This window comes from Sandaracinobacter sp. T42, assembly GCF_059115405.1.
In genome coordinates this window covers 550,987-575,272 of record NZ_CM181101.1, presented here as the reverse complement: position 1 = coordinate 575,272, position 24,286 = coordinate 550,987, and the positions used below count along the sequence as shown (strand labels likewise).

22 protein-coding genes are annotated in these 24,286 nt (G+C 67.9%); 14 read left to right on the top strand and 8 right to left on the bottom strand.

Features of this window, described 5'->3' with window-relative positions; all coding sequences use genetic code 11:
- Nucleotides 1-12: 12 nt before the first annotated feature.
- From ACW9TV_RS02745 to ACW9TV_RS02710, 8 genes are all read left to right on the top strand, one after another.
- The gene (locus ACW9TV_RS02745) at nt 13-387 is read left to right on the top strand and encodes an Mpo1-like protein (RefSeq protein WP_494304327.1); all 375 of its coding nucleotides are present in this window, start codon (nt 13-15) and stop codon (nt 385-387) included.
- Nucleotides 388-505: 118 nt separating this feature from the next.
- Nucleotides 506-796, top strand: a complete 291-nt coding sequence (locus ACW9TV_RS02740) for an usg protein (RefSeq protein WP_494304326.1) — start codon at nt 506-508, stop codon at nt 794-796.
- A gap of 91 nt (nt 797-887) precedes the next feature.
- Nucleotides 888-1,802, top strand: coding sequence for a sulfate adenylyltransferase subunit CysD (cysD, locus tag ACW9TV_RS02735; RefSeq protein ID WP_494304325.1), 915 nt, complete (start codon nt 888-890; stop codon nt 1,800-1,802).
- Nucleotides 1,802-3,721, top strand: a complete 1,920-nt coding sequence (gene cysN, locus ACW9TV_RS02730; RefSeq protein WP_494304324.1) for a sulfate adenylyltransferase subunit CysN — start codon at nt 1,802-1,804, stop codon at nt 3,719-3,721. Before cysD ends, cysN begins: the two co-directional genes overlap by 1 nt.
- Before the next feature lie 71 nt (nt 3,722-3,792).
- Nucleotides 3,793-5,997, top strand: a complete 2,205-nt coding sequence (gene pgaA / locus ACW9TV_RS02725) for a poly-beta-1,6 N-acetyl-D-glucosamine export porin PgaA (RefSeq protein ID WP_494304323.1) — start codon at nt 3,793-3,795, stop codon at nt 5,995-5,997.
- Nucleotides 5,994-7,640: a poly-beta-1,6-N-acetyl-D-glucosamine N-deacetylase PgaB gene (gene pgaB / locus ACW9TV_RS02720; protein WP_494304322.1), complete on the top strand. Its 1,647-nt coding sequence runs from the start codon at nt 5,994-5,996 to the stop codon at nt 7,638-7,640. The genes pgaA and pgaB overlap by 4 nt, the downstream gene beginning before the upstream one ends.
- The gene (pgaC, locus tag ACW9TV_RS02715) at nt 7,640-8,902 is read left to right on the top strand and encodes a poly-beta-1,6-N-acetyl-D-glucosamine synthase (RefSeq protein ID WP_494304321.1); all 1,263 of its coding nucleotides are present in this window, start codon (nt 7,640-7,642) and stop codon (nt 8,900-8,902) included. The genes pgaB and pgaC overlap by 1 nt, the downstream gene beginning before the upstream one ends.
- Nucleotides 8,899-9,366 (top strand): hypothetical protein, encoded by a 468-nt coding sequence (locus ACW9TV_RS02710; protein ID WP_494304320.1) that lies wholly within the window; start codon nt 8,899-8,901, stop codon nt 9,364-9,366. Before pgaC ends, ACW9TV_RS02710 begins: the two co-directional genes overlap by 4 nt.
- A 25-nt stretch (nt 9,367-9,391) precedes the next feature.
- On the opposite strand, the gene ACW9TV_RS02705 is transcribed toward ACW9TV_RS02710, so the two are convergent.
- Complete coding sequence (locus tag ACW9TV_RS02705; RefSeq protein ID WP_494304319.1) at nt 9,392-10,099, bottom strand: hypothetical protein; 708 nt, start codon at nt 10,097-10,099, stop codon at nt 9,392-9,394.
- A 4-nt stretch (nt 10,100-10,103) separates the two neighbouring features.
- Complete coding sequence (locus ACW9TV_RS02700; protein WP_494304318.1) at nt 10,104-11,294, bottom strand: toxic anion resistance protein; 1,191 nt, start codon at nt 11,292-11,294, stop codon at nt 10,104-10,106.
- Nucleotides 11,295-11,411: 117 nt separating this feature from the next.
- On the opposite strand from ACW9TV_RS02700, the gene ACW9TV_RS02695 reads away from it, so the two are divergent.
- A complete protein-coding gene (locus ACW9TV_RS02695) occupies nt 11,412-12,155 on the top strand; it encodes an alpha/beta fold hydrolase (protein WP_494304317.1) in 744 nt (247 codons plus the stop codon).
- A gap of 80 nt (nt 12,156-12,235) precedes the next feature.
- Here ACW9TV_RS02695 and ACW9TV_RS02690 read toward each other — a convergent pair whose 3' ends face one another.
- Nucleotides 12,236-13,105, bottom strand: a complete 870-nt coding sequence (locus ACW9TV_RS02690; protein WP_494304316.1) for a dienelactone hydrolase family protein — start codon at nt 13,103-13,105, stop codon at nt 12,236-12,238.
- 39 nt (nt 13,106-13,144) lie between these two features.
- Here ACW9TV_RS02690 and ACW9TV_RS02685 point away from each other — a divergent pair, with 39 nt between their 5' ends.
- The 3 genes from ACW9TV_RS02685 to ACW9TV_RS02675 are packed head-to-tail and all read left to right on the top strand — an operon-like array spanning nt 13,145 to nt 16,637.
- Nucleotides 13,145-13,945 (top strand): Rossmann-fold NAD(P)-binding domain-containing protein, encoded by an 801-nt coding sequence (locus tag ACW9TV_RS02685; protein ID WP_494304315.1) that lies wholly within the window; start codon nt 13,145-13,147, stop codon nt 13,943-13,945.
- Nucleotides 13,942-16,233, top strand: a complete 2,292-nt coding sequence (locus tag ACW9TV_RS02680; RefSeq protein ID WP_494304314.1) for a xanthine dehydrogenase family protein molybdopterin-binding subunit — start codon at nt 13,942-13,944, stop codon at nt 16,231-16,233. The genes ACW9TV_RS02685 and ACW9TV_RS02680 overlap by 4 nt, the downstream gene beginning before the upstream one ends.
- Nucleotides 16,230-16,637 (top strand): EVE domain-containing protein, encoded by a 408-nt coding sequence (locus tag ACW9TV_RS02675; RefSeq protein ID WP_494304313.1) that lies wholly within the window; start codon nt 16,230-16,232, stop codon nt 16,635-16,637. The genes ACW9TV_RS02680 and ACW9TV_RS02675 overlap by 4 nt, the downstream gene beginning before the upstream one ends.
- Here ACW9TV_RS02675 and ACW9TV_RS02670 read toward each other — a convergent pair.
- From ACW9TV_RS02670 to ACW9TV_RS02655, 4 genes are all read right to left on the bottom strand, one after another.
- The gene (locus tag ACW9TV_RS02670) at nt 16,621-16,923 is read right to left on the bottom strand and encodes a YbaN family protein (protein WP_494304312.1); all 303 of its coding nucleotides are present in this window, start codon (nt 16,921-16,923) and stop codon (nt 16,621-16,623) included. The two genes, ACW9TV_RS02675 and ACW9TV_RS02670, sit on opposite strands and share 17 nt — an antisense overlap.
- A 104-nt stretch (nt 16,924-17,027) precedes the next feature.
- On the bottom strand, nt 17,028-20,288 hold the full coding sequence (locus ACW9TV_RS02665) for an amidohydrolase family protein (protein WP_494304311.1): 3,261 nt from the start codon (nt 20,286-20,288) through the stop codon (nt 17,028-17,030).
- A gap of 113 nt (nt 20,289-20,401) precedes the next feature.
- On the bottom strand, nt 20,402-21,037 hold the full coding sequence (locus ACW9TV_RS02660) for a 3-oxoacid CoA-transferase subunit B (RefSeq protein WP_494304310.1): 636 nt from the start codon (nt 21,035-21,037) through the stop codon (nt 20,402-20,404).
- Entirely contained in the window at nt 21,037-21,744 is a 708-nt protein-coding gene (locus ACW9TV_RS02655; RefSeq protein WP_494304309.1) for a CoA transferase subunit A, read from the bottom strand. The genes ACW9TV_RS02660 and ACW9TV_RS02655 overlap by 1 nt, the downstream gene beginning before the upstream one ends.
- Nucleotides 21,745-21,845: 101 nt before the next feature.
- On the opposite strand from ACW9TV_RS02655, the gene ACW9TV_RS02650 reads away from it, so the two are divergent.
- Both ACW9TV_RS02650 and rlmN read left to right on the top strand, forming a co-directional pair.
- A complete protein-coding gene (locus ACW9TV_RS02650) occupies nt 21,846-22,490 on the top strand; it encodes a histidine phosphatase family protein (RefSeq protein WP_494304308.1) in 645 nt (214 codons plus the stop codon).
- A 205-nt stretch (nt 22,491-22,695) separates the two neighbouring features.
- Nucleotides 22,696-23,877: a dual-specificity RNA methyltransferase RlmN gene (gene rlmN / locus ACW9TV_RS02645; protein ID WP_494304307.1), complete on the top strand. Its 1,182-nt coding sequence runs from the start codon at nt 22,696-22,698 to the stop codon at nt 23,875-23,877.
- 87 nt (nt 23,878-23,964) lie between these two features.
- On the opposite strand, the gene ACW9TV_RS02640 is transcribed toward rlmN, so the two are convergent.
- Nucleotides 23,965-24,219, bottom strand: a complete 255-nt coding sequence (locus tag ACW9TV_RS02640) for a GlsB/YeaQ/YmgE family stress response membrane protein (protein ID WP_494304306.1) — start codon at nt 24,217-24,219, stop codon at nt 23,965-23,967.
- Between the last annotated feature and the right edge of the window lie 67 nt (nt 24,220-24,286).

Below are 24,286 nucleotides of genomic sequence, written 5' to 3'. Positions count from 1 at the left end.
CAGACTTCGGGCATGTCCACGAACCAGCCCCCCATCCCGCAGAGCTTCGCGGAATTCTGGCCCTATTACATGGCGGCCCACCAGGACCGGCGGAACCGCAACATCCATTATGTCGGCTCGGCGGGGGGGCTTGCCGCACTCGCGGCGCTTCTCGTCACCGGCAACGGGTGGTTCCTGCCCGCCGGGATCGTCTTCGGCTACGCCTGCGCCTGGATCGGCCATTTCCGCTTCGAACGCAACCGGCCGGCCACCTGGGTGAAGCCCTGGTGGAGCTTCATGGGCGACTGGCGGATGTTCTGGATGAAGATCAGCGGACGGGAGGACGAAGCCGTGGCCCTGGGCCGTGGCCTGCCCGACATCGTGGACATGGTCCGCGCCGCGCGCTGAAGTCGCGGCGGCTGGCACTCACCCAGCCCGAGTGCTGCCAGTTTATCACATGAAATCAGTATCTTGAACTGAACCAAAATTCAGGGAACCATGGCATTCCAGTCAGAGGGAGACAGGCATGCGACACATGGGAAAGGCGACAGTCGACGAAGGGTTCCGGCGCCAGATGGCGGGCTATGGCCTGCTCACGGCGGAAATCAGCTACTGGATGCCCGATCACCCCAGCCTGCTGCAGCAATATGTGTGGCAGACCTGGGATCTGGCCCCGGCCTTTCCGGAATTGTCGCGCTTCCTCGATCACTGGCGGCGGGAGATCGAGGCGACGATCCACGCCATCCGGGTCGCGCACAGGGATCTTGTCGGCCCGGCTGAAATCCGCACTGTCGATGGCGTGCTCACGCTCCATTAGAAGCCGTGCCATCAGGTCTTTAGGGGGATAAGGGGGAAGTTTCTTTCCCGTCCGGGCAGGGCGGGTCTATGTCGCGGGACAGGAGACCGATTTGACCCGCCTGCTCACCCACCTCGAACGGCTCGAAGCCGAAGCGATCCACATCTTCCGCGAAGTCGTGGCCGAAGCCGAACGCCCGGTGATGCTCTATTCCATCGGCAAGGATTCGGCCGTGATGCTGCACCTTGCGAAAAAGGCCTTCTTCCCGGCCCCGCCGCCATTCCCGCTGCTGCATGTGGATACCAGCTGGAAATTCCGCGACATGTACGCCCTGCGCGAAAAGGCCGCGAAGGAAGCCGGCATGGAGCTGCTGGTGTGGCAGAACCCCGAAGCGAAGGCGCGCGGCATCAACCCCTTCCATCACGGCTCGCTCCACACCGACATGTGGAAGACCGAGGGGCTGAAGCAGGCGCTGGACAACTGGAATTTCGATGCGGCCTTCGGCGGCGCCCGCCGAGACGAGGAAAAGAGCCGGGCGAAGGAACGCATCTTCTCGTTCCGGGATCGCGCCCACGGCTGGAACCCCAAGGCGCAGCGGCCCGAACTGTGGAACCTCTACAACGCCCGCAAGGCAAAGGGCGAATCGATCCGCGTCTTCCCGATCAGCAACTGGACCGAACTTGACGTCTGGCAATATATCCAGCTGAACGGGATCGAGATCGTGCCGCTCTACTTCGCGGCGCCGCGCCTCACCTATGTGCAGGATGGCCAGCTCTTCATGGCCGACGATCCCGAACGGCTGGAACGGGTGCTGGGCCACCGGCCCGATCTCGTCGAACGCGCTGTCCGCTTCCGCACGCTGGGCTGCTGGCCGCTGACGGGCGCGGTGGAAAGCGAAGCCGCCACGCTGAACGACGTGATCCGCGAAATGCTGCTCACCACCACGTCGGAACGGCAGGGCCGCGTGATCGACAGGGACGCTGGCGACGCCAGCATGGAGAAGAAGAAGCAGGAGGGCTATTTCTGATGCCCGCAGACGCCCCCGCCCCGGCCTATCAGGCGGATGCCCTCATCGCCGAGGATATCGAGGCCTATCTCAGCCTGCACCAGCAGAAGTCGCTGCTGCGCTTCATCACCTGCGGGTCCGTGGATGATGGCAAGTCCACTCTGATCGGCCGGCTCCTCTATGATTCGAAGATGATCTTCGAGGATCAGCTGAGCGCGCTGGAGGCGGATTCGAAGCGCGTCGGCACCCAGGGGCAGGCGATCGACTTCGCCCTGCTGGTGGACGGCCTCGCGGCGGAGCGCGAACAGGGCATCACCATCGACGTCGCCTATCGCTTCTTCGCCACCGAAACGCGCAAGTTCATCGTCGCCGACACGCCCGGCCACGAACAATATACCCGCAACATGGTCACCGGCGCCTCCACCGCCGATCTCGCGGTGATCCTCGTCGATGCGCGCAAGGGCATCCTCACCCAGACCCGCCGGCACAGCTGGCTCGCCCACCTGATCGGCATTCGCCACCTAGTGCTGGCGGTCAACAAGATGGACCTCGTCGGCTACAGCCAGGCCGATTTCGACGCGATCGTGGCCGATTACGCCGCCTTCGCGAAGGGCATCGGCATCGAGGGCTTCACCGCCATCCCCATTTCCGGCTTCCGGGGCGACAACATCACCGCCGCCCCGTCCCCCAACACCCCCTGGTATCAGGGCCCCAGCCTCATCCGGCACCTGGAAACGGTGGAGGTGAACGCCGTCGCCGATCAGGCCCGGCCCTTCCGCCTGCCGGTGCAATGGGTCAACCGCCCCGATCTCGATTTCCGGGGCTTCGCCGGCCTCGTCGCCGGCGGCAGTGTCCGCCCCGGCGATGCCGTGCGCATCCTCCCCTCCGGCAAGACCAGCCGTGTCAGCCGGATCGTGACGATGGACGGCGATCTGGATGTCGCCGTCGCCGGCCAGTCCGTCACGCTGACCCTGGCGGATGAAGTGGACTGCTCGCGCGGCGACGTGATCACCGCTGCAGACGCCCCACCCGAAGTGTCGGACCGGTTCGAGGCGACGCTGGTGTGGATGGACGAGGCCGATCTGGTGCCCGGCCGCGCCTACTGGCTGAAGCTCGGCACGCAGACGGTGTCGGCCACCGTTCAGCCGCCCAAATATCAGGTGAACGTCAACAGCCTCGAACATCTGGCCGCCAAGACGCTGGAGCTGAACGCCATCGGCGTCGTCGAGGTGGCGACGGACCGGCGCATCATCTTCGAACCCTATGCCGAAAGCCGCGCGCTTGGCGGCTTCATCCTGATCGACAAGCTGACGAACGCCACCGTCGCGGCGGGCATGCTGCACTTCGCGCTCCGCCGGGCGCAGAATGTCCACTGGCAGGCGCTGGACATCACGCGCGAGGCGCGCGCTGCGCTGAAGAACCAGAAGCCCGCCGTGCTGTGGTTCACCGGGCTGTCCGGCTCCGGCAAATCCACCATCGCCAATCTCGTCGAGAAGAAGCTGCACCGGATGAACCGGCACACCTTCCTGCTCGACGGCGACAATGTGCGCCACGGCCTCAACAAGGATCTGGGCTTCACCGAGGCCGACCGGATCGAGAACATCCGCCGGGTGGGCGAAGTCGCGCGGCTGATGGCCGATTCCGGCCTGATCGTGATCACCGCCTTCATCAGCCCCTTTCGCGCCGAGCGGGACATGGTGCGCGCCATGCTGCCCGAAGGGGAGTTCCTGGAAATCCATATCGACACGCCGCTGCATGTGGCCGAGGCGCGTGATGTGAAGGGCCTCTATCGCAAGGCGCGCGAAGGCAAGCTCCGGAACTTCACCGGCATCGACAGCCCCTATGAAGCCCCCGAATCGCCGGAGTTGCGCATCGACACCCAGTCGCTTTCCCCGGAGCAGGCGGCCGACCTGATCGTGGAGCATCTGCTGGGCGATTAGCCCGGTGCCCGGCCGGGAAATCCTGCGCGGCGCCAATCGACAAAGCCGCCAAACAATGCTCTCTGGCCGTGATGAATCCGGCAACCGCGGCAGTCTGGGGCGTAGTGACGGCAGCGGCCAGCATATTGCCTGCCCATGCCATTGCCGCCGCGCCTTCGGACGCCGGGCTGCTGGCGGAAACCCGGGCCGCGCGGGATGCCGGGCAATGGGCCACGGCAGAGGCGAAGGCCCGCCGTGGAATGGCCCTGTCCACCGACCCCGTCTGGCCGCTCACCCTCGCCCTCATCCTGGGGGACCAGGGCCGATCAGACGAAGCGCTGGCCCTTCTCGATGCCCCGCGAAATCCGCCGCTGCCCGCCGGAGAGCGGCTTGCGGCGGAAGGCTACGCCCGGCTGAAGGGCGGCGACGACTGGGGGGCCCTCAGGGCCTATGGTGAACTGCTGCTGCGCCAGCCGGACCATGGGGAGGCGCGGTCGGCGATGGCCGCCATCCTCGACCGGCAGCGGGGGCCGCATGGCGCGGCTGCGCTGGATGGCGTTTCGCCACGGCGCGCGGCGGACATGGCGGCGGCCCGCACGCGATGGGGGGCAGAGGTGCGCCCGGAAGATCCGGCCCGGCGGTTCGAAGGCACGGATCGTGCGCTCGCCGATCTGGATGCGCTTCTTGCGCGGCTGGCTGCCGATCCGGCCGCCGATCCGGCGCTCGTGCGGCGGGTGCGGATCGACCGGATCGTGGCGCTGAGGGACAGGGTGCGGATGGCGGAGGCCGTGGCGGAGGCCGAGGCGCTGAAACCGCTGCCCCCGTTCGCGGATCAGGCCTATGCGGATGCGCTGCTGTATGGCCGCCGTCCCGCGGAGGCGCTTGCGGCCTATGAGCGGGTTCTGGCGGCCGACCCTTCGGACATCCAGGCTGCCTATGGGCGGGTGTTTGCCCTGCTCGAGGCGGAGCGCCTCTCCGACGCCGTCTCGGCGGCTGACGCCATCCTTGCCGCCCGTCCCCGCTTCACCGGGTACCAGGGCGGGCCGGCCACCACGCCCGACAGCGAATATGCCTACGCCGCACAACTGGCCGCTCAGGTCCGGCTCTGGTCCAACCGGGTGGCGGATGGCGCCGGCCGAATCGGCGCGCTCGCGCAGGCCGCGCCGGCCAGCGCGTCGTTGCGGCAGGCGCTTGCCGGGGCCTATTCCGCCCGCGGCTGGCCGCGCGCGGCCCGGGCAGAGGCCGAGGTGGCCGCAAGCCTGGACCCGGACAGCATCGCCAGCCAGGCCCTGCTGACGGACATGGCGCTGGCGCGCAACCGGCTGGATGAAGCCCGGGACCGCAGCCGGGCGCTGATCGCGCTGGCGCCCGAAAACCTGTCGGCAAGGCGTCTCGCGCAGGAAGTGCAAGCCCGGCGGGGGTGGCTGGTCGATGTCAATCTTCAGCCATCCTTCAATCAGGGCGGCGGACGTTTCGCGCGCGGCGAAGGCTATGATCTTGCGGCGTCGGTCGTTTCGCCCCCCGTCAGCGGCCCCTGGCGTCTCGTCGGCCGCCTCGATTCCGCCGTTGCCGAACCGCCCGAAGGCCGTGTCGCCCGCCACCGCGTCGTCGGCGGGCTCCGGCTGGACGGGCAGGATGTGGAAGCCACCCTGTTCGGCGGCCCTGGCTGGGGCAGCAGCCCGCAAGCCTCCGTCGGCCTCGATCTGTCCTGGCAGCCGGACGACCAGTGGACGCTGACCGGCGCAGCCGAACTGAACGCGCTGGACACGCCCATCCGGGCGTTGCTGGCCGACATCAGCGGCGATGCCGTGCGCGCCGGAATCGCGTGGCGCCGCGATGAGCGGCTCGAGGTCTCCGCCTCCGTCAACTGGCTCGGCCTGTCGGATGGCAACGACCGACTGTCGGCCGGCGCCAGCCTTGTGTCGCTGCTCCATGCCGCGCCGCACCTCAGCCTGCGCGGCCGGCTCGATCTCTACGGCTCGCGCAACAGTCGTCCGGGCGGCCCCTATTTCGCCCCCGAACAGGATCTCTCCGCCGCCACCGGCCTGTCGGTCGAGCATGTCGCCTGGCGGCGCTATGAACGGGTTTTCACCCAAATCGCTTCGATCGATGGCGGCGTCTACGCCCAGAAGGGCTTTGGCGCGGACTGGATCGCCGTGGCCCGCTACGAACATCGGTGGCGGCACGATCCCTGGACAGAGATCTTCTACGGAATCGGCTTCGACAGGCGCGTCTACGACGGGGAAGCGGAACGCGGCCTGTCTCTGTCCGTCGGTCTCAGGCAGCGGTTCGGATGAGTCGGCGGTTCGCAGCGACCTTGCTGGCGGCGCTTGCGCCGGCCTGCCCGCTCTGGGCGCAGCCGGCGGCGGGCACGGCTTTCGCCGCCATCGCCTATCACGACGTCGTCGACCGGCGCGAGGATCGCACAGACGACGCCGTCACCACGCAGAGCCTGGTGGAGATGTTCGACTGGCTGAAGGCCGAAGGCTGGACCCCGGTTTCCCTGGCGGCGGTCAGGGCTGCGGGGCAGGGCGGCCCCCCGCTGCCGGACAAGGCCGTTCTTCTCAGCTTCGATGACGGGCTCCAGAGCTTCCACGATCGCGTCTATCCGCTGCTGCTCGCCTATCGCTATCCGGCCGTCCTCGCGCTTGTTACCAACTGGATGGACGTGCCGGCCGGCGGCACGGTCGATTACGGGGGCAGGCCCCTGCCGCGCAGCCGCTTCCTCTCGTGGGAGTCCGTCCGCCGCATGCAGGAGTCTGGCCTGGTGGAGATCGCCAGCCACAGCCACGATCTGCATCGGGTGGTGAAGTCCACCCCGCAGGGCAACAGCGGGCCCGCCGCGCGCAGCTGGGAAATCGTTGCGCCCACGGGCGATCGGGAAAGCGACGCCGCGCATCGGGCCCGCATCCGGGCCGATCTCGAACGGTCCGCGGCCCGCATCGCCGCCGAAACCGGCCGGCGCCCCCGGGTGATCGTCTGGCCCTTCGGCCGCTTCAGCGGCCCGGCGGCCGAAGAGGCGCGCGCAGCCGGCTTCGATCAGGCGCTGACACTCGAACCGGAAATGGCCGACGCCCGCAGCCCGATGGCCCTGCATCGATATTATCCCACGCAGGATCCTTCGCTGGGGGTGGTGGCGTGGAACCTCGGCTTCCCGCCGCGCCGCGCGGAAACAGTGCGACTGGCCTGTGTGGACATCGCCCCGCTTGCGGGCCAGTCCGCCGAGGAGTCGGATCGTCGTCTTGGCCAGTTGATCGAACAGGTGCGGGCGCTGGGCCCGACCGGGGTGGTGCTGGATCTGGTCGGCCCGGGCGATTCCGCGGGCGCCTGGCTGCCAACGGCCGCCCTGCCCCTGGCAGAGGACATCTTCGGCCGGGCCGCCCGACAGCTTGGCGTGCGCGCGGGCGTGCAGGTCTTCGCGCGGCTGCCGATGGACCGGGCGGATCGCCTGGGGGATGCAGCCCTGATGCAGCTGGCGGCCGATGCCGCACGCGTCGCTCCCATCGATGGCCTGCTGATCGCGGATTCCGCATCGGCGGCCGCGCCGCCGGCGGTTCCGCCTTCTCCGGCCGAAATCCGCGCGGCGCGCGCACAACAGGAGAGCCGCGCCGCGCGCCTGTTCGCGCCCGCCGCCGCCATCGATCCGCGCCTTCGCCTGATCACCGCCGGCGCCGGCGGCCCGCCCGCCGATGCAGACCGGCGGGCAGTCACCGACAGCCCGGATCCGGCGGTCATCCGCGCGTCCGGCTGGCTGTCCCCCACGTCAGTCGGCCGGGTGGTGCTTCCCCTGTCGGGCGGCAGCGCGGCGGAACAGGCCCGCGCCCTGCGGGATGCCCAGCGCACGGGCGCAACCGCATTCCTGGCCTGCCCCTGGAATCCCGCCGGCATTTCTGTTCTGGCGCCCGCCTTCTCGGCGGCAACCTTCCCGCATCGTCCCTGATGGAGCGCCTGCTGGACATCCTCATCATCGGCCTGCCGATCTTCTGCTTCGCCTATCCCTTCGTGATGGCCTGGTACTGGATGGCTGGCGGCCTCTTCTACTGGTGGTGGCGCGAACGCGACTTTCACGCACCGGATGACCCGCCCGTGCTCGATCAATGGCCCCCGATCTCGATTCTGGTGCCCTGCTACAACGAAAGCGAAACCGCGATCGAGACGCTGACCACCGCCTGCGCAGTCGATTATCCCGCGTTCGAGGTGATCGCCATCAACGACGGCAGCAGCGACGACACCGGCGCCATCCTGGATCGGCTGGCCGCCGAACTGCCGAACCTGCGCGTCATCCACCTGGCCGAAAACGGCGGAAAGGCGAACGCGCTGAACACCGGCGCGCTGCTGGCCGCGAACGAGCTTCTGCTGTGCATCGACGGCGATGCGCTGCTGGACAGGATGGCGCTGCGCTGGACGGCCTACAACTTCCGCCGCGCCGATGTGGGCGCGATCACGGGGAACCCCCGCATCCGCAACCGATCCTCGCTGCTGGGCCGGCTGCAGGTCGGGGAATTCTCGTCCATCGTGGGCCTGATCAAGCGGGCGCAGACCGCCTATGGCACGCTGTTCACCGTATCCGGCGTCATCGCCGGGTTCCGCCGGCGCGCGCTGGCCGATGCGGGCTGGTGGTCCTCGCATACGCTGACGGACGACATCGATGTCACCTGGCGGATCCAGATGGCCGGCTGGCGCGTCACCTATGCGCCCAGCGTGCTGGTCTGGATCCTGATGCCCGAAACCCTGACAGGCCTGTGGAAGCAGCGCGTGCGCTGGGCCGAAGGCGGCGTGCAGATGATGCTCGATTACTTCCGCCCGATGATCCTGTTCCGGCAGCCCAGGCTCATCCTCATCTATGTCAATTACGTGTTCAGCGTGATCTGGAGCTTCGCGATCCTGCTCGGCGTGATGCTGATGGTCGCGCACTGGCTCGGCTGGCAGTCACCGCTCGTGGCCGCCGGGGTCTCTCTGCTGCCCAGCTGGTGGGGCGCCGTCCTCGCCGTCACCTACCTGGTCCAGGCCGCCGTCAGCCATCTGGTCGAGCAGCGCTACGAACGCGGCATGATGCGCTCGCTGTTCTGGATCGTCTGGTACCCGCTCGCCTTCTGGGTGATTTCCACGCTGACCACGCTCTACGCCATTCCCAGGGTCCTGCTGCGCAAGCCCGGGGAAGTGCGCGGCACCTGGGTCAGCCCGGACAGGGGGTTCCGATGACCGATCCCTTCGCGGACTGGCCGCCCATCATCCGCTCCGCGCGGCGGCCGAAGGCCATCTTCTGGCGCGATCTGCTGCTGACCAGTCTGATGTGGGGGCTTCTGTTCCTGATCCTCTACACCGAACTGGCGTTCGCATTCGCCTCGCTGGAGGTCCTGCTGGGCCGGTCGGATGCGGAAATCGATGCGGAACTGGCGCTGTTCTTCCGGCGGATGCGGCCGCTGATGTGGGTCGCCGGCGGGCTGATCGCGATGCTGTCGGTCGCCACCCTGTTCAGCCGCCGGCGGCGCAGGCGGGCCCTGACCAGTCCGCAGCCCGCCGCCCTGCCGGACAGCGAAACCGCCGCTATCGCCGGATTGTCGGAATCCGCGCTGGCGCAGGCCCGGAAACTGAAGGTCGCCACCGTGTTCCGCGATGGAACCAGCCTGCGCGTGCGGCCCACAACGGGCGCCGGCCGGGACTAGGCCGATTCCGCCCCTTGCGGAACTGTCAGTCCTTCTTCGCCCCGTAACGGCTTTCCAGGAACCGCCCCTCGGTTTCCAGCGCCCGCAGCCGCTCCTTCGCGATCTCCTGTGTCAGCCGGTCGATCTCGCCGCCCACCACGCGCAGGCCCTCACGGAAATGGGCCTGCGCCTCGGATGTGCCGCGGTGGGTAGCCGGCACTTCGGCATAGCTTTTCACCAGCCGGGGCAGATGGTCGCCCAGCAGTTTGCGCGCGTCCTCCGCTTGCGGGGTGGCCGGATCCAGCTGCTTCAGTTCCGGGGCCAGCCGGTCCAGCTGCGCCATCACCAGGTCGATCTCCCGCGCGGCGGGGGCAGGCAGCGCCGGGCGCTGCGCGTCCAGCCAGACTTCCACCTGCGCCGGCAGCGCGCCCAGCGGCGCCTCGGGCAGCTTTTCCAGCCGGGGCGCCGGCGCGGACGGCCAGTTGGCGAAGATCACCATCGCGCAGATCGCCGCCAGGAAGGTCATCATCACCCCCAGGAAGCCCAGCGGCGCGACGATGTTGCCATAAAGGAACGCCGCCACCAGCACCGCAAGCACGGCCAGGGCCATGTTGCGCAGCCGGCGGCCCACGTTGCGCGCGCCGCGTTCCAGCCGCTTCGCGCGCCGGGTCATCCCCTCGCGGGATTTCACCGTCCGCACCAGCCACTCGTCGTATCGCGCCAGCGCCTCGCGCGTTTCGGGCCGCATGGTCATGCCGTCAGCCCGAAACCGGCAGCAGCGGATCGGTTGTTGCCCCCTTGCCCTCGATCTGGGCCATGCCTTCGGCGCGGGCGATATAGCCCTTCGATTTCTCGACTTCGGTGGACAGCGTGTTCACCGTGGTCTTCATCGATTCCAGCGCCTGCTGCTTGAACTGATCGATCGAATCCATCGTCTGGTAGATGTTCTCGAACGCCCGCTTCAGCGTCTCCACCGGAATCGTGGACGAAGCCGCCTGCTTGTGGATCTCGGCCGTCTGCACGCGCAGCATGGTGCCGGTCGCGTCGATCACGTTCGCCGTCGTCGTGTTCAGCGCGGTGATCTGGTCCAGCACCAGCTTCTGCCCGGTCAGCGCCTGCGCCACCGTGACGGCCGTGCGCAGCGCGGAAACGGTGGTGGTCGATGCACGATCCACGCCCTTCAGCAGCTCGATATTGTTCTTCTTCACCAGATCCAGCGCCAGATAGCCCTGAACCGAAACCGCCATCTGCGTCAGAAGGTCGGTGGTGCGCTGGCGGGTATAGAACAGCGCCGTTTCCCGGATCGCCTTCGCCTTGGCCGGATCGCTCGTGTCCAGCTCGATCGCCGCCGCCTCCAGCTTGGCGTCCAGCAGCTTCGACATGTGGATCATCTGCTCCAGGTCGCCCATGGATTTCCACAGCGCCTTGCGCTCGGTGTCGATCGCCGCATTGTCGCGCAGCAGCTCGTCCTTGCCGTTGGACAGGCTCTTCAGGATCGTGCTGATATGGCCCTGCGCGCTCTTGTAGCTGTCGAAATAGCTGCGGGCGCTGTCGCCGAAGGGGATCACGCCGAACAGCTTCTTGCGCGTCGTCAGACTGCCGCGCTTCGATGGATCCAGATCCTCCACCGTGCGCCGCAGCTGCGTCAGGTCCGCGCCGATGCCGTTGTCCTTGTCCATCGCGCGCACCGGGCGATCGAGGAAGCGGTTGGATTGCCCGGCGGCTTCGGCGATCTGCGCCTGCCCAAGGTTCGCCAGCCGGTCCACCTCCTTGCCGAATTCCGGGCTGTTGGCATCCTTCGCGATCAGATTGGCGATGAAGCCATCCACACGCTTTTCCAACTCGGATGTCTGCGTTTCCGTCAGCGGCACGAGGCCTGCGGCCGCTTCGGGCGCCACGACGGCCACGGCTTCGGGGGCGTCGAGCTTCAGCTTTGTTTCGGTTGCCATTTGAACCTTCAGGCTAGTGGGCCTCTCTCGGCGCTCAAAATGGCCCCATGCCGCGCCAATCGCAAGTGCCGGCCCGAAGGCTTGCGCGCGGGCGCTGCCCGGCGCTACGTCCCCGGCATGGATTTCCACAGTTTCGACGGCACGCGCCTCCACGTCACGGATCTGGGCGAAGGGCCGCCCGTGCTGCTGCTGCACGGCCTTTTCTCCAGCGCCGAAACCAACTGGATCCGCTACGGCACCGCCCGCCGGCTGACGGCAGCCGGCTATCGCCTGATCCTCCCCGATTTCCGCGGCCATGGCCTCAGCGACGCGCCCGAAGGCCCCGAAGCCTGGCCGGCGGACGTCCTTGCCATGGATATCGAAGCGCTCGTTGCTCATCTGGGCCTCGGCGGGGATTTTGTCCTTGGCGGCTATTCGCTGGGCGCGCGCACCGTCGCCCGGCTGCTGGCGCGCGGCATGCAGCCCCGTGCGGCGATCTTTGCCGGCATGGGCCTGCGCGGCCTCACGCGTGGTGGCGATCGCGCGCAGTTCTTCATCCGCATGATCGAAAACCGGGGCACCTGGCCGCGCGGCACGCCGGAATTCGTGGCCGAGGCCTTCATGAAATCCAGCGTGAAGAACCCGGACTGCATCGTCCACCTGCTGAAGGGGCAGCAAAGCACGCCGGAAGAAACGCTTCGCGGCTTCGCCCTGCCCAGCCTCGTCGTCTGCGGCGCCGACGATCAGGACAATGGCTCGGCCCCTGAGCTTGCGACCGTTCTGCCGAACGCCCGCTATGCCGAAATCCCCGGCACCCACATGGGCAGCGTGACGCGGCCCGAACTGGCCGCGGCAATCGCCGGTTTCCTCAAGGATCGTTAAGCTGCGGCGGCGGCCTTCCGGACTGCGCGGCTGACACTGCGGCCGCGTCGTCCAGCCCGCAACGGCGCCACCGCGCCCCGCTACAGCAGCCGGCCGAACCAGCCCAGCGTTTCCGCCCAGGCGATCCTGGCAGAAGGTTCGTGGAAGCTTGGCCGGTAATCCGCCAGGAACCCATGGTCCGCATCCGCAAAGCGCAGGATCCGGCTGGCGCTGCCGGCCGCCTTCAGAGCGGCCTGCATCTTTTCCACGTCGGCGACGGGAATGCCCTTGTCCAGATCTCCGTAAAGGCCAAGCACCGGCGCGCGCAGCTGCGCGGCGACATCGATCGGATGCTTCGGCTGCAAGTCCGTCGGCTGGCCCACCAGCCGGCCGTACCAGGCGACGCCGGCCTTCACCCCCGGATTGTGCGCGGCATACAGCCAGGTGATCCGCCCGCCCCAGCAGAAGCCGGTCACGCCCAGCCGCTTCGAATCGCCGCCGTCGGTGGCGGCAAAGGCGGCAGCGGCATCCAGGTCAGCCATCACCTGCGCGTCGGGCACCTGCGAAACGATGGTCTTGAACAGCGTCTGGATGTCGGGTGCGGTGGTCGGGTCGCCCTGCCGCTGGTACATGTCGGGCGCGATCGCATAATAGCCGGCGGCAGCCAGGCGCCGCACGATGTCGCGGATCCATTCGTGTAGGCCGAAGATCTCCTGCACCACCAGGATCACGGGCGCGTGCGCCTTGCCCTTCGGCTTCGCGCGATAGGCGTTCATCGTGAAGCCGCCGGAGGCCGGGAAGCGGATCATCCCGGCGTCCAGCCCGTCGTCGGGCGTGCGGATGGCGGCGGCCTGCACCGGCTGTGCAGCCAGCGCATAGCCCAGCGCCGCAGCGCTGCCCCCCAGCGCGGCGCGGCGGCTCACGGCGGACATGCGCACCCAGTTCTCGGTTTCCGGCAGACGATCGGTCATGGCTTCCTCCCTTCGAAGTTCGTCCCTAACATCGAAACCATGCTGCTGATCCTTGGGCAAGGCTATTCCGGCACGGTCATCGCCCGCGCCGCCCGCGCCGCCGGGCACGAAGTGCTGGGCGTCCGCCGTTCACCCGCCGAAGGGCAGCTCGGCTTCGATGATCCCCGTCTGCCGGATGTCATCCGCCGTGCCACCCATATCCTCTCGTCTGTTCCGCCCGATTCCGCCACCGGCCAGGATCCGGTAAGCGCCCGCTTCGGGCCGCTGCTGGCGCGGCATGGCGGATGGCTTGGCTATCTGTCCTCCACCGGCGTCTATGGCGACACCGGCGGCGCCTGGGTCGATGAAGCGGCGCCGGTCGGCGCCGGTCGCCGTTCCGCCCGGACGGCTGCGGATCTGGGCTGGCAGGCCCTGGGCGCCGCCATTTTCCGCCTGCCCGGCATCTATGGTCCGGGCAGATCCGCGCTGGATCAGGTGCGCGCCGGAACGGCGCGGCGAATCGATCGCCCGGGCCATCGCTTCAGCCGCATCCATGTCGATGACATCGCCGGCGCTGTGCTGGCGGCCGCATCGGTGGGCGCCACCGGCGTGTTCAACATCGTGGACAGGCTGCCGGCAGAGCCCCGCCATGTCACCGAATATGCCTGCGGCCTGCTGGGCATGCCGTTGCCGCCCCTCGCCCCGGTCGATCTTGCCGGCCTGTCGCCGGTTGCGCGGGCCTTCTGGACGGAACGGCGCTGTGTCGCCGGCGCCCGCCTCGAACGAGAGACAGGCTATCGCCTGCGCCATCCGGACTATAAGGCGGGTCTCACAGCCATCCTAGCAGGAGAGCGGCCATGAAATTCGGTTCCAGCGGCACCGGTGTCGGCACGTCGGTCGAACGGGTGGAAGACGCCCGCCTGCTAACGGGGCGCGGCCGCTACACCGACGACATCCGTCTGGATCGCATGGCCTATGCCGTCACCCTGCGAAGCCCTTACGGCCATGCGGACATCCTCGGCGTCGATGTCGAAGCCGCCCGCGCCATGCCGGGCGTCCTTGCCATCTATCTTCACGCCGATATCGCGCATCTGGGCGAACTGCCCTGCGCCGTCCCGCTGTCCGGCCCGATCCGTACGCCGCGCCACCTGCTCGCGAAGGATCGCGTCCGCTTCGTGGGCGACGGCATCGCCTTCATTGTCGCCGAATCGCGCGAGCAGGCCCGGGCCGCCGCCGACGCGATCGGGGTCGATTTCGATGACCGCCCCGCCGTCGCCAGCCTGGAGGCCGCGACGGCGCCCGATGCCCCCCTCGTGTGGCCCGATGCGCCGGGCAACCGCCTCTTCACCTGGCAGGCCGGCAACGGCGAGGCGGCCGATGCCGCGCTGGCCGGCGCGCACCATGTCACGCGGCTCCGCATCGTGCAGAACCGCGTCGCCCCCACCAGCATGGAAGTCCGCGCCGCCGTGGGTGAATGGGCGGCGGATCGGGGCTATACCCTCCACACCGGCAGCCAGGGCGTCGCCGGCATGCGGGACATGCTCGCCAGCCTCGTCCTCAAATGCCCGAAAGAGGAACTCCGCGTCGTCACCGGCGATGTCGGCGGCGGCTTCGGCATGAAGAGCTTCCTCTACGCCGAATACGCCCTCGTCCTCCACGCGGCGAAGATGCTCGGCCGCCCCGTGAAATGGACGGGCGAACGCTCGGACGCCTTCCAGACCGACACGCACGGCCGCGCCATGATCTCGGATGCGCAGCTGGCGCTCGATCACCAGGGCCGCATCCTCGCGCTCAAGGTCGAGACCCTCTCCGATCTCGGTGCCTACCAGTCCCAGTTCGGCCCCGCGATCCAGACCTTCGCCGGCGGCCGGATCCTCGGCGGCGTCTATCGCATCCCCGCCATCCACAACATCGTCCATGGCATTGTCACCAACACCGCGCCGGTCGATGCCTATCGCGGCGCGGGCCGCCCCGAAAGCGCCTACATCATGGAACGGCTGGTCGAGGCCGCGGCCCGCGAAACCGGCCTGACGGTCGATGAGATCCGCCGCCGCAACCTGCTCACCCCGGCCGAACTCCCGCACGAGAACGGCCTCGGCCTCAGCTTCGACATCGGCGACTTTCCCGCCGTCCTCGAAAAGGCCCTCGCCAACGCCGACTGGGCCGGCTTCCCCGCCCGCCGGGCCGAAGCGCAGGCGCGCGGCAAGCGCTATGGCCGCGGCCTCTGCTATTATGTGGAAATCGCCGGCGGCGGCTCCCGCGATGAATTCGCCGACATCCGCATCCTTGCCGGCGGAATCGTCGAAGTGGCCGTCGGCACCCAGTCCAACGGGCAGGGTCATGAAACCGCCTATGCCCAGGTCACCGCCGAACGGCTGGGCATCCCCATGTCGCAGGTGCGCGTCGTCCAGGGCGATACAGACAGGCTGGATCAGGGCAACGGCACCGGTGGCTCCCGCTCCATGGCCTGGGGCGGCGCCGCCTGCCTGGAGGCGGCGGAAGGCCTGATCGCGCGCGGCCTCGAACTGGCGAAGCAGGATCTCGGTGACGAGGTGGACTATTCAGACGGCCTGTTCCGCGGCCGCAACAGCAACGCCACGCTCGACATCGAGGAGCTGAACGCCAGGCACCCCGGCAAGCTCGACGGCCGCGCCCGCTTCGCCCCGCCCGATCCGCGCCCCACCTTCCCCAACGGCTGCCATGTGGCAGAGGTGGAGGTCGATCCGGAAACCGGCGGCGTCCGCGTCGCCCGCTACAGCCTCGTCGACGATTTCGGCACCATCGTGAATCCGCTGCTGCTGCTTGGCCAGATCCACGGCGGCGTCGCGCAGGGGCTGGGGCAGGTGCTGACCGAGAATATCGTCTATGATGAAAGCGCCCAGCTCCTCACCGGCAGCTTCATGGATTACGGCATTCCCCGGGCAGACGACATGCCCGCCCACATCGGCTTCGATACCCTGCCCACCATCAGCCCCACCAACCCGCTGGGCGCCAAGGGCTGCGGAGAGGCAGGCACCATCGGCGCCATGCCCTCGGTCATGAACGCCATCATCGACGCCCTGGAAGGAACCCAGCTGGAAATGCCCGCGACCCCTGAAAAGATCTGGCGCATCTGTCAGCAGCTCGATCTGCCGATGGCGGCCGAATGACCGCGCGCTGGCTGCTGAAATCCGAACCCGACGTCTATTCCTGGGACGATCTGGTGAAGGAAGGCGAAACCGTCTGGAACGGCGTTCGCAACAATGCGGCGCGCCTGAACCTGCGCGCCATGCAGGCCGGCGACGAGGCCTTCTTCTATCATTCCAACATCGGGAAAGAGATTGTCGGCATCGCCCGGATCAGCAGGCCCGCCTATCCCGATCCCACCGATGAAAGCGGCCAGTGGGTCGCGGTGTCGGTACAGCCGGTGCAAAGGCTCGTCCGCCCCGTCACCCTTGCGGAGATGAAGGCGGATCCGGCGCTCGCGAACTTTCAGTTGATCCGCCAGTCCCGCCTTTCCGTCGTGCCCGTCACCGATGCGGAATGGGCGCATATCCTCAGGATGGCCGCCTGACGATCCACCCGGCGATGCCGGCCATCACCGCCGCCACGCCCACTGCCAGCGCCGGCGGGGGCGAAGCCGAAAGCAGGAACACGGCATAGCCGCCCGCGATTCCGCCCATGGCGAACAGCTTGCCGCGCAGCGGGATCGCGCCCCGTTCGCGCCAGTTCTTCACCAGCGGCCCGAACCGCGGGTGCGCCAGGATCCGCGCTTCCAGCCTGGGGGAGGATCGGGCGAAACAACCCGCCGCCAGGATCAGGAAGATGGTGGTGGGCAGCAGCGGCAGCACTGCCCCCACCGCGCCCAGCCCCAGGCAGGCAAAGCCCGCCGCAAGCCAGAAGGGCCGGGCCGCCCGGCCGGCGGGCGCGGGCGGCGGCTCCTCCGGTGCGGGCGGCCCGGCGGTCAGTGGTTGTGCCGCCCGGCGTCGCCTTCGCGCCAGCCGCTGCCGGCGTTCGGGTCGCCATGCGCCCCAACCCACCAGTGCGCCGGGCGCGCTGCCTTTGCGGGGGCCACTTCGTTCATCGTCGCCGCATCATACAGGCGCCCGCCCAGCATCACCTGCGCGACCTTCTCCGAATTGCGGATGTCCGCGCTCGGGTCGGCGTCCAGCACGATCAGGTCGGCCAGCTTCCCGGGCTCCAGCGAACCGATGTCCTTCGCCATGCCCAGCGACTGCGCCGGCACGATCGTCCCCGCGCGCAGCGCCTCCACCGGCGTGAAGCCGCCCTTCACATAGCTCCACAGTTCCCAGTGGGCGGCGATCCCCGGCTGCTGGCCGTGGGCACCGATGGAAACCAGCCGTCCGGTCGCCGCCACCCGCTTCGCCTCGCGCGCGGTGATGCCGTCGAAATACTGGTCCTCCGGCGCGATCGGCCGGCGGATGCTTTCCGCCAGCACGCCCGGCGGTGTGTGCGCCTTCAGCAGCGGCTGGTCGAAGATGTTGGTGTGCGACCGCCAGTAGGGGTCCGCCCCCAGCCCGCCGAAGCTCACCACCAGCGTCGGGGTGTAGTTCACCGTCGTCCCGGCCCACAGCTGCAGCACATCGTCATAGAAATTCTCCAGCGGCAGATTGTGCTCGAAGGTGGAATTGCCGTCGACGATGTGGGTGATGCCCAGCCCGAACAGCGAACCGCCCTCAGCCACCACCTGCATGTTTTCGCGCCGCCCGGCCTCGATCACCTGCTGCCGCTGCTCGCGCCGAGGCTGGTTGTAGTTCTTGATCGAAAGCGCCCCGTTCGCCTTCAGCCGCCGCACATGGTTCAGCGCGTCGTCCAGCCCGTTCACTTCCGCGAACACCCGGGCCGATTTCGCACCATAGACGATCTCCCCGGTGGAAAAGATCCGCGGGGCCAGGAATCGCCCGGCCTGCTGATATTCCTTGGCCGCGAAGATCTCGCTGCCCCGGTTGGATGGGTCGTGGATGGTGGTGGTGCCCAGGGCCAGCGCCTGCACCTGCACCCAGTTCTGCTGCGGGATCAGATCGCCGGTGCCCATCGGCCCATGGGCATGGGCGTCGATCAGGCCGGGCATGATGGTCTTGCCCGTGGCGTCGATCCGCGTCGCGCCGGCGGGGATTTCGGTGGACGCGCGCGGCCCGACGGCCAGGATGCGGTCGCCGCGGATCACCACCACGCCGTCGTCCACCGCGCCCGCGCCGTTGCCCGTCATGGTCAGCAGCTTCGCGCCCACCAGGGCGATCGTGCCCGCCGGCTTGTCCGCCGGAACTTCCATCGCCATCGAAACGCCGCTCGTGGGCGCCGCGAACTTCGGTGCATCCTTCGCGGCCGGTGCGGCGGCGAACAGCTGCGCCTTGTCCGCCCGGAAGAAGGTCGCCCCGTTGCTCCAGGTCAGGGTCCGCCCGTCGGCCGACCAGCCGATGTAATCCGCACCGCCCACGCTGGCGCGCACCACCGGCAGCGCGGTTGCCCGCGCATCCGCCGGCACGTCCTGCGGCCCCGGCAGCAGCGGCATCACATGCGCCTCGTAATTCTGCCGGAAGGTCATCGCGGTGCCGTCGGGCGAAACTCGGAAGTCGCTCGCCATCTCGCCACCGGCATGGGTGCGCCGCGCCTCGCCGTTCAGGTCCATCGAAACCAGCGTCTGCTTGCCCGATGCCTGTCCGTTGGCGAAGATCCGGTCGTTTGAGGCGCCGAAGTGCGGCGCGCCGAAGCCGCCCGCCACCTTCACCGGCTCTCCGCCGGCCACGGCAACCCGCCAGATGCCGGCCTCATCCACGCCCCAGCCCGGCACCAGTCCGCCGCTGCCCCGCACTTCATAGGCCAGCGTGCGGCCATCGGGCGAAAAGGCCAGCCGCCCGTAATGGCCGCCCGCCGATACCAGGTCGCGGCCCGCGCCACCGCCCGCGCCCGTCAGGCGGATGGTGCCAAGGCCCTCGTCCGTCCAGCGCACGAAGGCGATCTGCTTCCCGTCGCGGGACCAGGCGGGAAACAGCTCCCGCGAACCGTCATTGCCGGGCGTCAGCCGCCGCGCCGCGCCGCCCGCCACCGGCTTCAGCCACAGCTTGCCCAGGCTTTCGAACAGCAGGGTGCGCCCGTCGGGCGACAGGCTGGCGAACCGCACCATCCGCGTCTGGAAGCGGTCCGGCGCCACCTCGACTGCGGGGTGCGCCGCCGGGATGACCTGCCGGCTGTCGGTCACGCGGAACGGAATGGTCTGAACCGCGCCGCCGGTTGCCGCCACCCGGTTGATCCGTCCCTTCGCCCAGAAGACGAGCGACGCGCTGTCCGGCGTCCAGGCCATGTTCGGGTAAACGCCCGTCACCGCCCAGGTTTCCTGCATGTCCTTGTCGAACCCGGATGCCAGCCGCGTCTCGCGGCCCGTCTTCAGATCGCGCACGAACAGGCTGGAACTGTCCCGCTCACGCCGGATGAAGGCGATTCGTGTGCCGTCCGGCGATGGCGTCGGCCGCACCGCGCCGCCCGGTGCCGAAATCGCGTTGGAAACCTCGCCCGTCGTCAGGTTGATCCGGTCGATCGCGAACAGTTCGGTATTGCTGTCCTGCGCATATTCGAAGATCGGCCCGGGCGATGCGTTGCGCGTGAAGTAGATGGTCTTGCCGTCGGGCGCGAAGATCGGCTCTCCGATTTCCTTCTGGAACTGTTCCGAAGGCCGCTTCAGCAGCTGCTGCCCGCCGCCGCCGCTGACATGCCACAGCCAGATTTCCCCGGTGCCCAGCGACCGCTGGGTGGAAAAATGCTTCTTGCCCACGATGAACCGCCCATCCGGGGACCAGGAGGGCTGATAGACAAGGCGGAAATCCTCCTTCGTCACCTGCCGCTTGTCCGATCCGTCGGCGTTCATCACCCAGATATTGTCACCGCCACCCCGGTCCGACGTGAAGGCGATACGCTTGCCGTCGGGCGAAAAGCGGGGCTGCACTTCCCAGGCCAGCCCTTCCGCGATCCGGGTCGCCGTGCCGCCGCCGATCGGCAGCAGATAGATGTCGCCCAGCAGCGAAAAGGCGATCGTCCGTCCGTCGGGCGACACATCGACATCCAGCCAGCTGCCTTCGCTGACGTCGATCTTCACATCCTTCAGCTGGGCGCCGCCGCCGGTATTCACATCCCATTTGGGCTTGTCGGCAGCCTGCGCCCACAGCGGACTCGAAAGCCCCAGAACCAGCGCGCCCAGCAATTTCTTCATCAAATGCTCCCGGATTTCGGATTCGTATACGAAACCCTAGAAGCCGGATGGCCTCAGGCCAAGCCCGGTCGTGCAGGTGCTGTTTCCGCCGGTCGGCTTTCCGGTGGATTGGCTCAGGCCAGGAACGCGGCCGTTGTCCGGGCCTTCACATCCGCCACTGAAACGCCCGGCGCGGTTTCCACCAGCCGGAAGGGGGCGCCCTTGCGATCCGGCCGTTCGAACACGGCGATATCGGTGATGATCACATCCACCACGTTGCGGCCGGTCAGCGGCAGGGTGCATTGGGGCACGAACTTGGGGTTTCCGGCCTTGTCGCAATGTTCCATCATCACGACGATGCGGGGGGTGCCCGCCACCAGGTCCATGGCGCCGCCCATCCCCTTCACCATCTTGCCGGGCACCATCCAGTTGGCGAGGTCGCCATTCTGGGCCACTTCCATGGCGCCCAGGATGGACAGGTTCATGTGCCCGCCGCGGATCATCGCGAAGCTGTCGGCGCTGCTGAAATAGGCGGTGCGCGGCAGTTCGGTGACGGTCTGCTTGCCGGCGTTGATCAGATCGGCGTCCTCCTCGCCCTCCCACGGGAAGGGGCCCATCCCCAGCATGCCGTTTTCGGATTGCAGGGTGATGTCCAGATCGCCGGCATGGTTGGCGACAAGCGTCGGCATGCCGATTCCCAGGTTCACGTAGAAACCGTCCTTCAGCTCCCGCGCGGCGCGCAGGGCCATTTCATCCCGAGTCCAGGGCATCAGGCGGCCTCCCTCTTGCGAACGGTTCTCTGCTCGATGCGCTTCTCGAATTGCCCAACGAATAGACGCTGCACGAACACGGACGGGGTGTGGATCAGGTCCGGGTCCAGCGCGCCGTCTTCCACGATCTCCTCCACTTCGGCCACCGTCACCTTGCCGGCGGTCGCGGCCATCGGGTTGAAGTTGCGGGCCGTCTTGCGGAACACCAGATTGCCGAAGCGGTCCGCCTTCCAGGCCTTCACGATGGCGAGGTCGCCGACGATCCCGCGCTCCAGGATATAGGTCTCGCCGTCGAAGTCCTTGTGTTCCTTCCCCTCGGCCACCAGCGTGCCGACGCCGGTGCGGGTATAGAAGCCTGGAATGCCCGCGCCGCCGGCGCGCATCCGTTCCGCCAGCGTGCCCTGCGGCGCGAATTCCAGCTCCAGCTCGCCGGACAGATACTGCCGCTCGAACTCCTTGTTCTCCCCCACGTAGGACGAGATCATCTTCTTCACCTGCCGCGTTTCCAGCAGCAGCCCAAGTCCGAAGCCATCGACCCCGGCGTTGTTGGACACCACTGTCAGCCCCTTCACGCCCGACGCGCGGATGGCGGCAATCGAGTTTTCCGGAATGCCGCACAGGCCGAACCCGCCCGATATGATGGTCATGCCGTCGAACAGCAGCCCGTCGAGCGCGGAAGCGGCGTCGGAATAGACCTTGTTCGCCACAAACCCTCCCTCAAGTTGAAACCTGATTCAGTTATCGACTTACGCCGAACCCTCTAATGAAACTGTTGACCCGGGTCTAGCGGCAAGCTTTGCGGCTTGCCATGCCCATGCTCGCCCCCCAGCCGCTTTATCTCGCCCGCCATGCCGAGACGGTCTACAACCGCCACAGGCGGATGCAGGGCAACGACGCCCACACCCCCCTCACGCGGGACGGCATCGCCCAGGCCGAAGCCATGGGCGAGGCGCTGGCCCGGCACTTTTCCCCCGACGGCGAGAAGGTCCCGCAGATCTGGGCCTCCCCCGCCGGGCGCACCCTGCAGACCGCCGCCATCGTGGCGGAGCATCTGGATGTCCCCTTCTTCGAGATCCGGCCCGACAGGCGCCTGCGGGAGATCGAGGTGGGTCACTGGACCGGGCGTGACTATGCCCGGATCATCGAGGAGGAGGGCGAGATCCTGGACATGGAGCACAAGCTGTTCCGGATGCCGATCCCCGGTGGCGAACATTATGCCGACATCGCCGAACGTCTGACGGACTGGCTGGCCGATGCGGGCACGGCGCCGGCGCTGGTGATCAGCCACGGCATGACCGCCCGCGTGCTGCGCGGGCTGCTGGCGGGCGGGCGCGAATTCCATGGCGTGCCGATCGCGGCGGATCTGCCGCAGGGCACCATCGTTCGCATCAAGGATGGCGCGGAACTGGCGCTGCACATGGGCACGGGCACATCCGGCCCACGCGCGGCCTGAGCGCTACCAGCCGATCGACGGCGTTGTGAGGATCGCCAGCCCGATCAGGCTGGAAAGACAGAGAAGCTTGAACATCGGCCCATCCTTTTGTGGCCGGCTGACTGCCCCGGACGGCCGGGAAGGGCGAGTGAATCAGTGTAAATCCCGACCTCTTCGCATTTCGCACGGTTTGCGCTATGGGCGGGGCCTCATGGATACCAACCTGATGCCCATCGCGGGCGCGGCGGACCCTGTCGCCGTGCCGCGCCCCGCTGTTTCCCGGCCCGACGGGCTGCTGGACCTCGTCGGCCTGTCGAAAGCGGCCATCGCCGAAGCGCTTGTCGAATCCGGCCTGGTGGAAAAGAAGCAGGCGCGGATGCGCGCCAAGCAGATCTGGAGCTGGATCTACAACCGGGGCGTCACCGATTTCGCGCAGATGTCGGATCTGTCGAAGCCGCTGCGCGAGGGGCTTGCCGCCCGTTTCGTGGTGGGCCGCCCCGAAGTGGTGGAAGCCCATGTCTCGACGGACGGGACCCGCAAATGGCTGCTGCGGTCGGCCGGGGAAGAGTATGAGATGGTGTTCATCCCCGATGCGGATCGGGGAACCCTGTGTGTATCCAGCCAGGTGGGCTGCACGCTGAACTGCCGTTTCTGCTTCACCGGCACGATGAAGCTGGTCAGGAACCTGACGGCGAGCGAGATCGTGGGGCAGGTGATGCTGGCGCGGGATTCGCTGGGCGAATGGCCCAGCCAGCCCGAAGGGCGGCTGCTGACCAACATCGTGATGATGGGCATGGGCGAGCCGCTGTATAATTTCGACAATGTGCGCGATGCGCTGAAGATCGTGATGGATGGCGACGGCCTGGCGCTTTCCAAGCGGCGGATCACCCTTTCGACCTCTGGCGTGGTGCCGATGATGGCCCGCGCCGGCGAGGAGATCGGGGTGAACCTGGCGGTGAGCCTGCACGCGGTCACCAAGGAAATCCGCGACGAGATCGTGCCGCTGAACCGCAAATACGGCATCGACGAACTGCTGGCGGCGTGTGCGGCCTATCCGGGCGCCAACAACGCCCGGCGCATCACCTTCGAATATGTGATGCTGAAGGGAAAGAACGACCGCGACGAGGATGCGCAGGAACTGGTGCGGCTGATCAAGCAGTATCGTCTGCCCGCCAAGGTGAACCTGATCCCCTGGAACCCCTGGCCCGGCGCGCCCTATGAAACCTCGGACGAGGCGCAGGTTCAGCGCTTTTCCGACATCGTTTACCGCGCCGGCATTTCTGCCCCGATCCGCCGCCCGCGCGGACGCGACATCATGGCCGCCTGCGGCCAGCTGAAGAGCAGCAGCGAAAAGCTGAGCCGGGCGGAGCTGGACCGGCGGGCGGAGGAAAAGCAGGCCGCGCTCTAGGCTGTTGCACGCCCGGCCTGTTCCACGTGGAACAATCCTATTTGCCCTGATTTCAGCCGGTTAGCCGAAATCCGTGTAGGACTGTTCCTACTTCTTCGCGACCATTCGCCAGATTCCCAGCACGATCAGCGATCCGATCACGGCGCCGAAGAAGCCGGCATATTCCCCTTCCTTGTACATGCCCGTGATCTGCCCGATCCAGGTGAACAGCGCGGCGCCGACGATGCCGAGGAAGGTGGTGAGGAGGCAGCCCTGCGGATCGCGCGGATCGCTGGAGAAGAGGCGCGCCAGCAGCCCCGCGAAGAAGCCGATGACGATGACGCCGAGCCAGGTGGATGCCATGAAAAATTCCCCTTGTCTGCTTTGCCGGGGAACTTAGCGACGCGGGGTGGCGGAGGGAAGGGGCGCT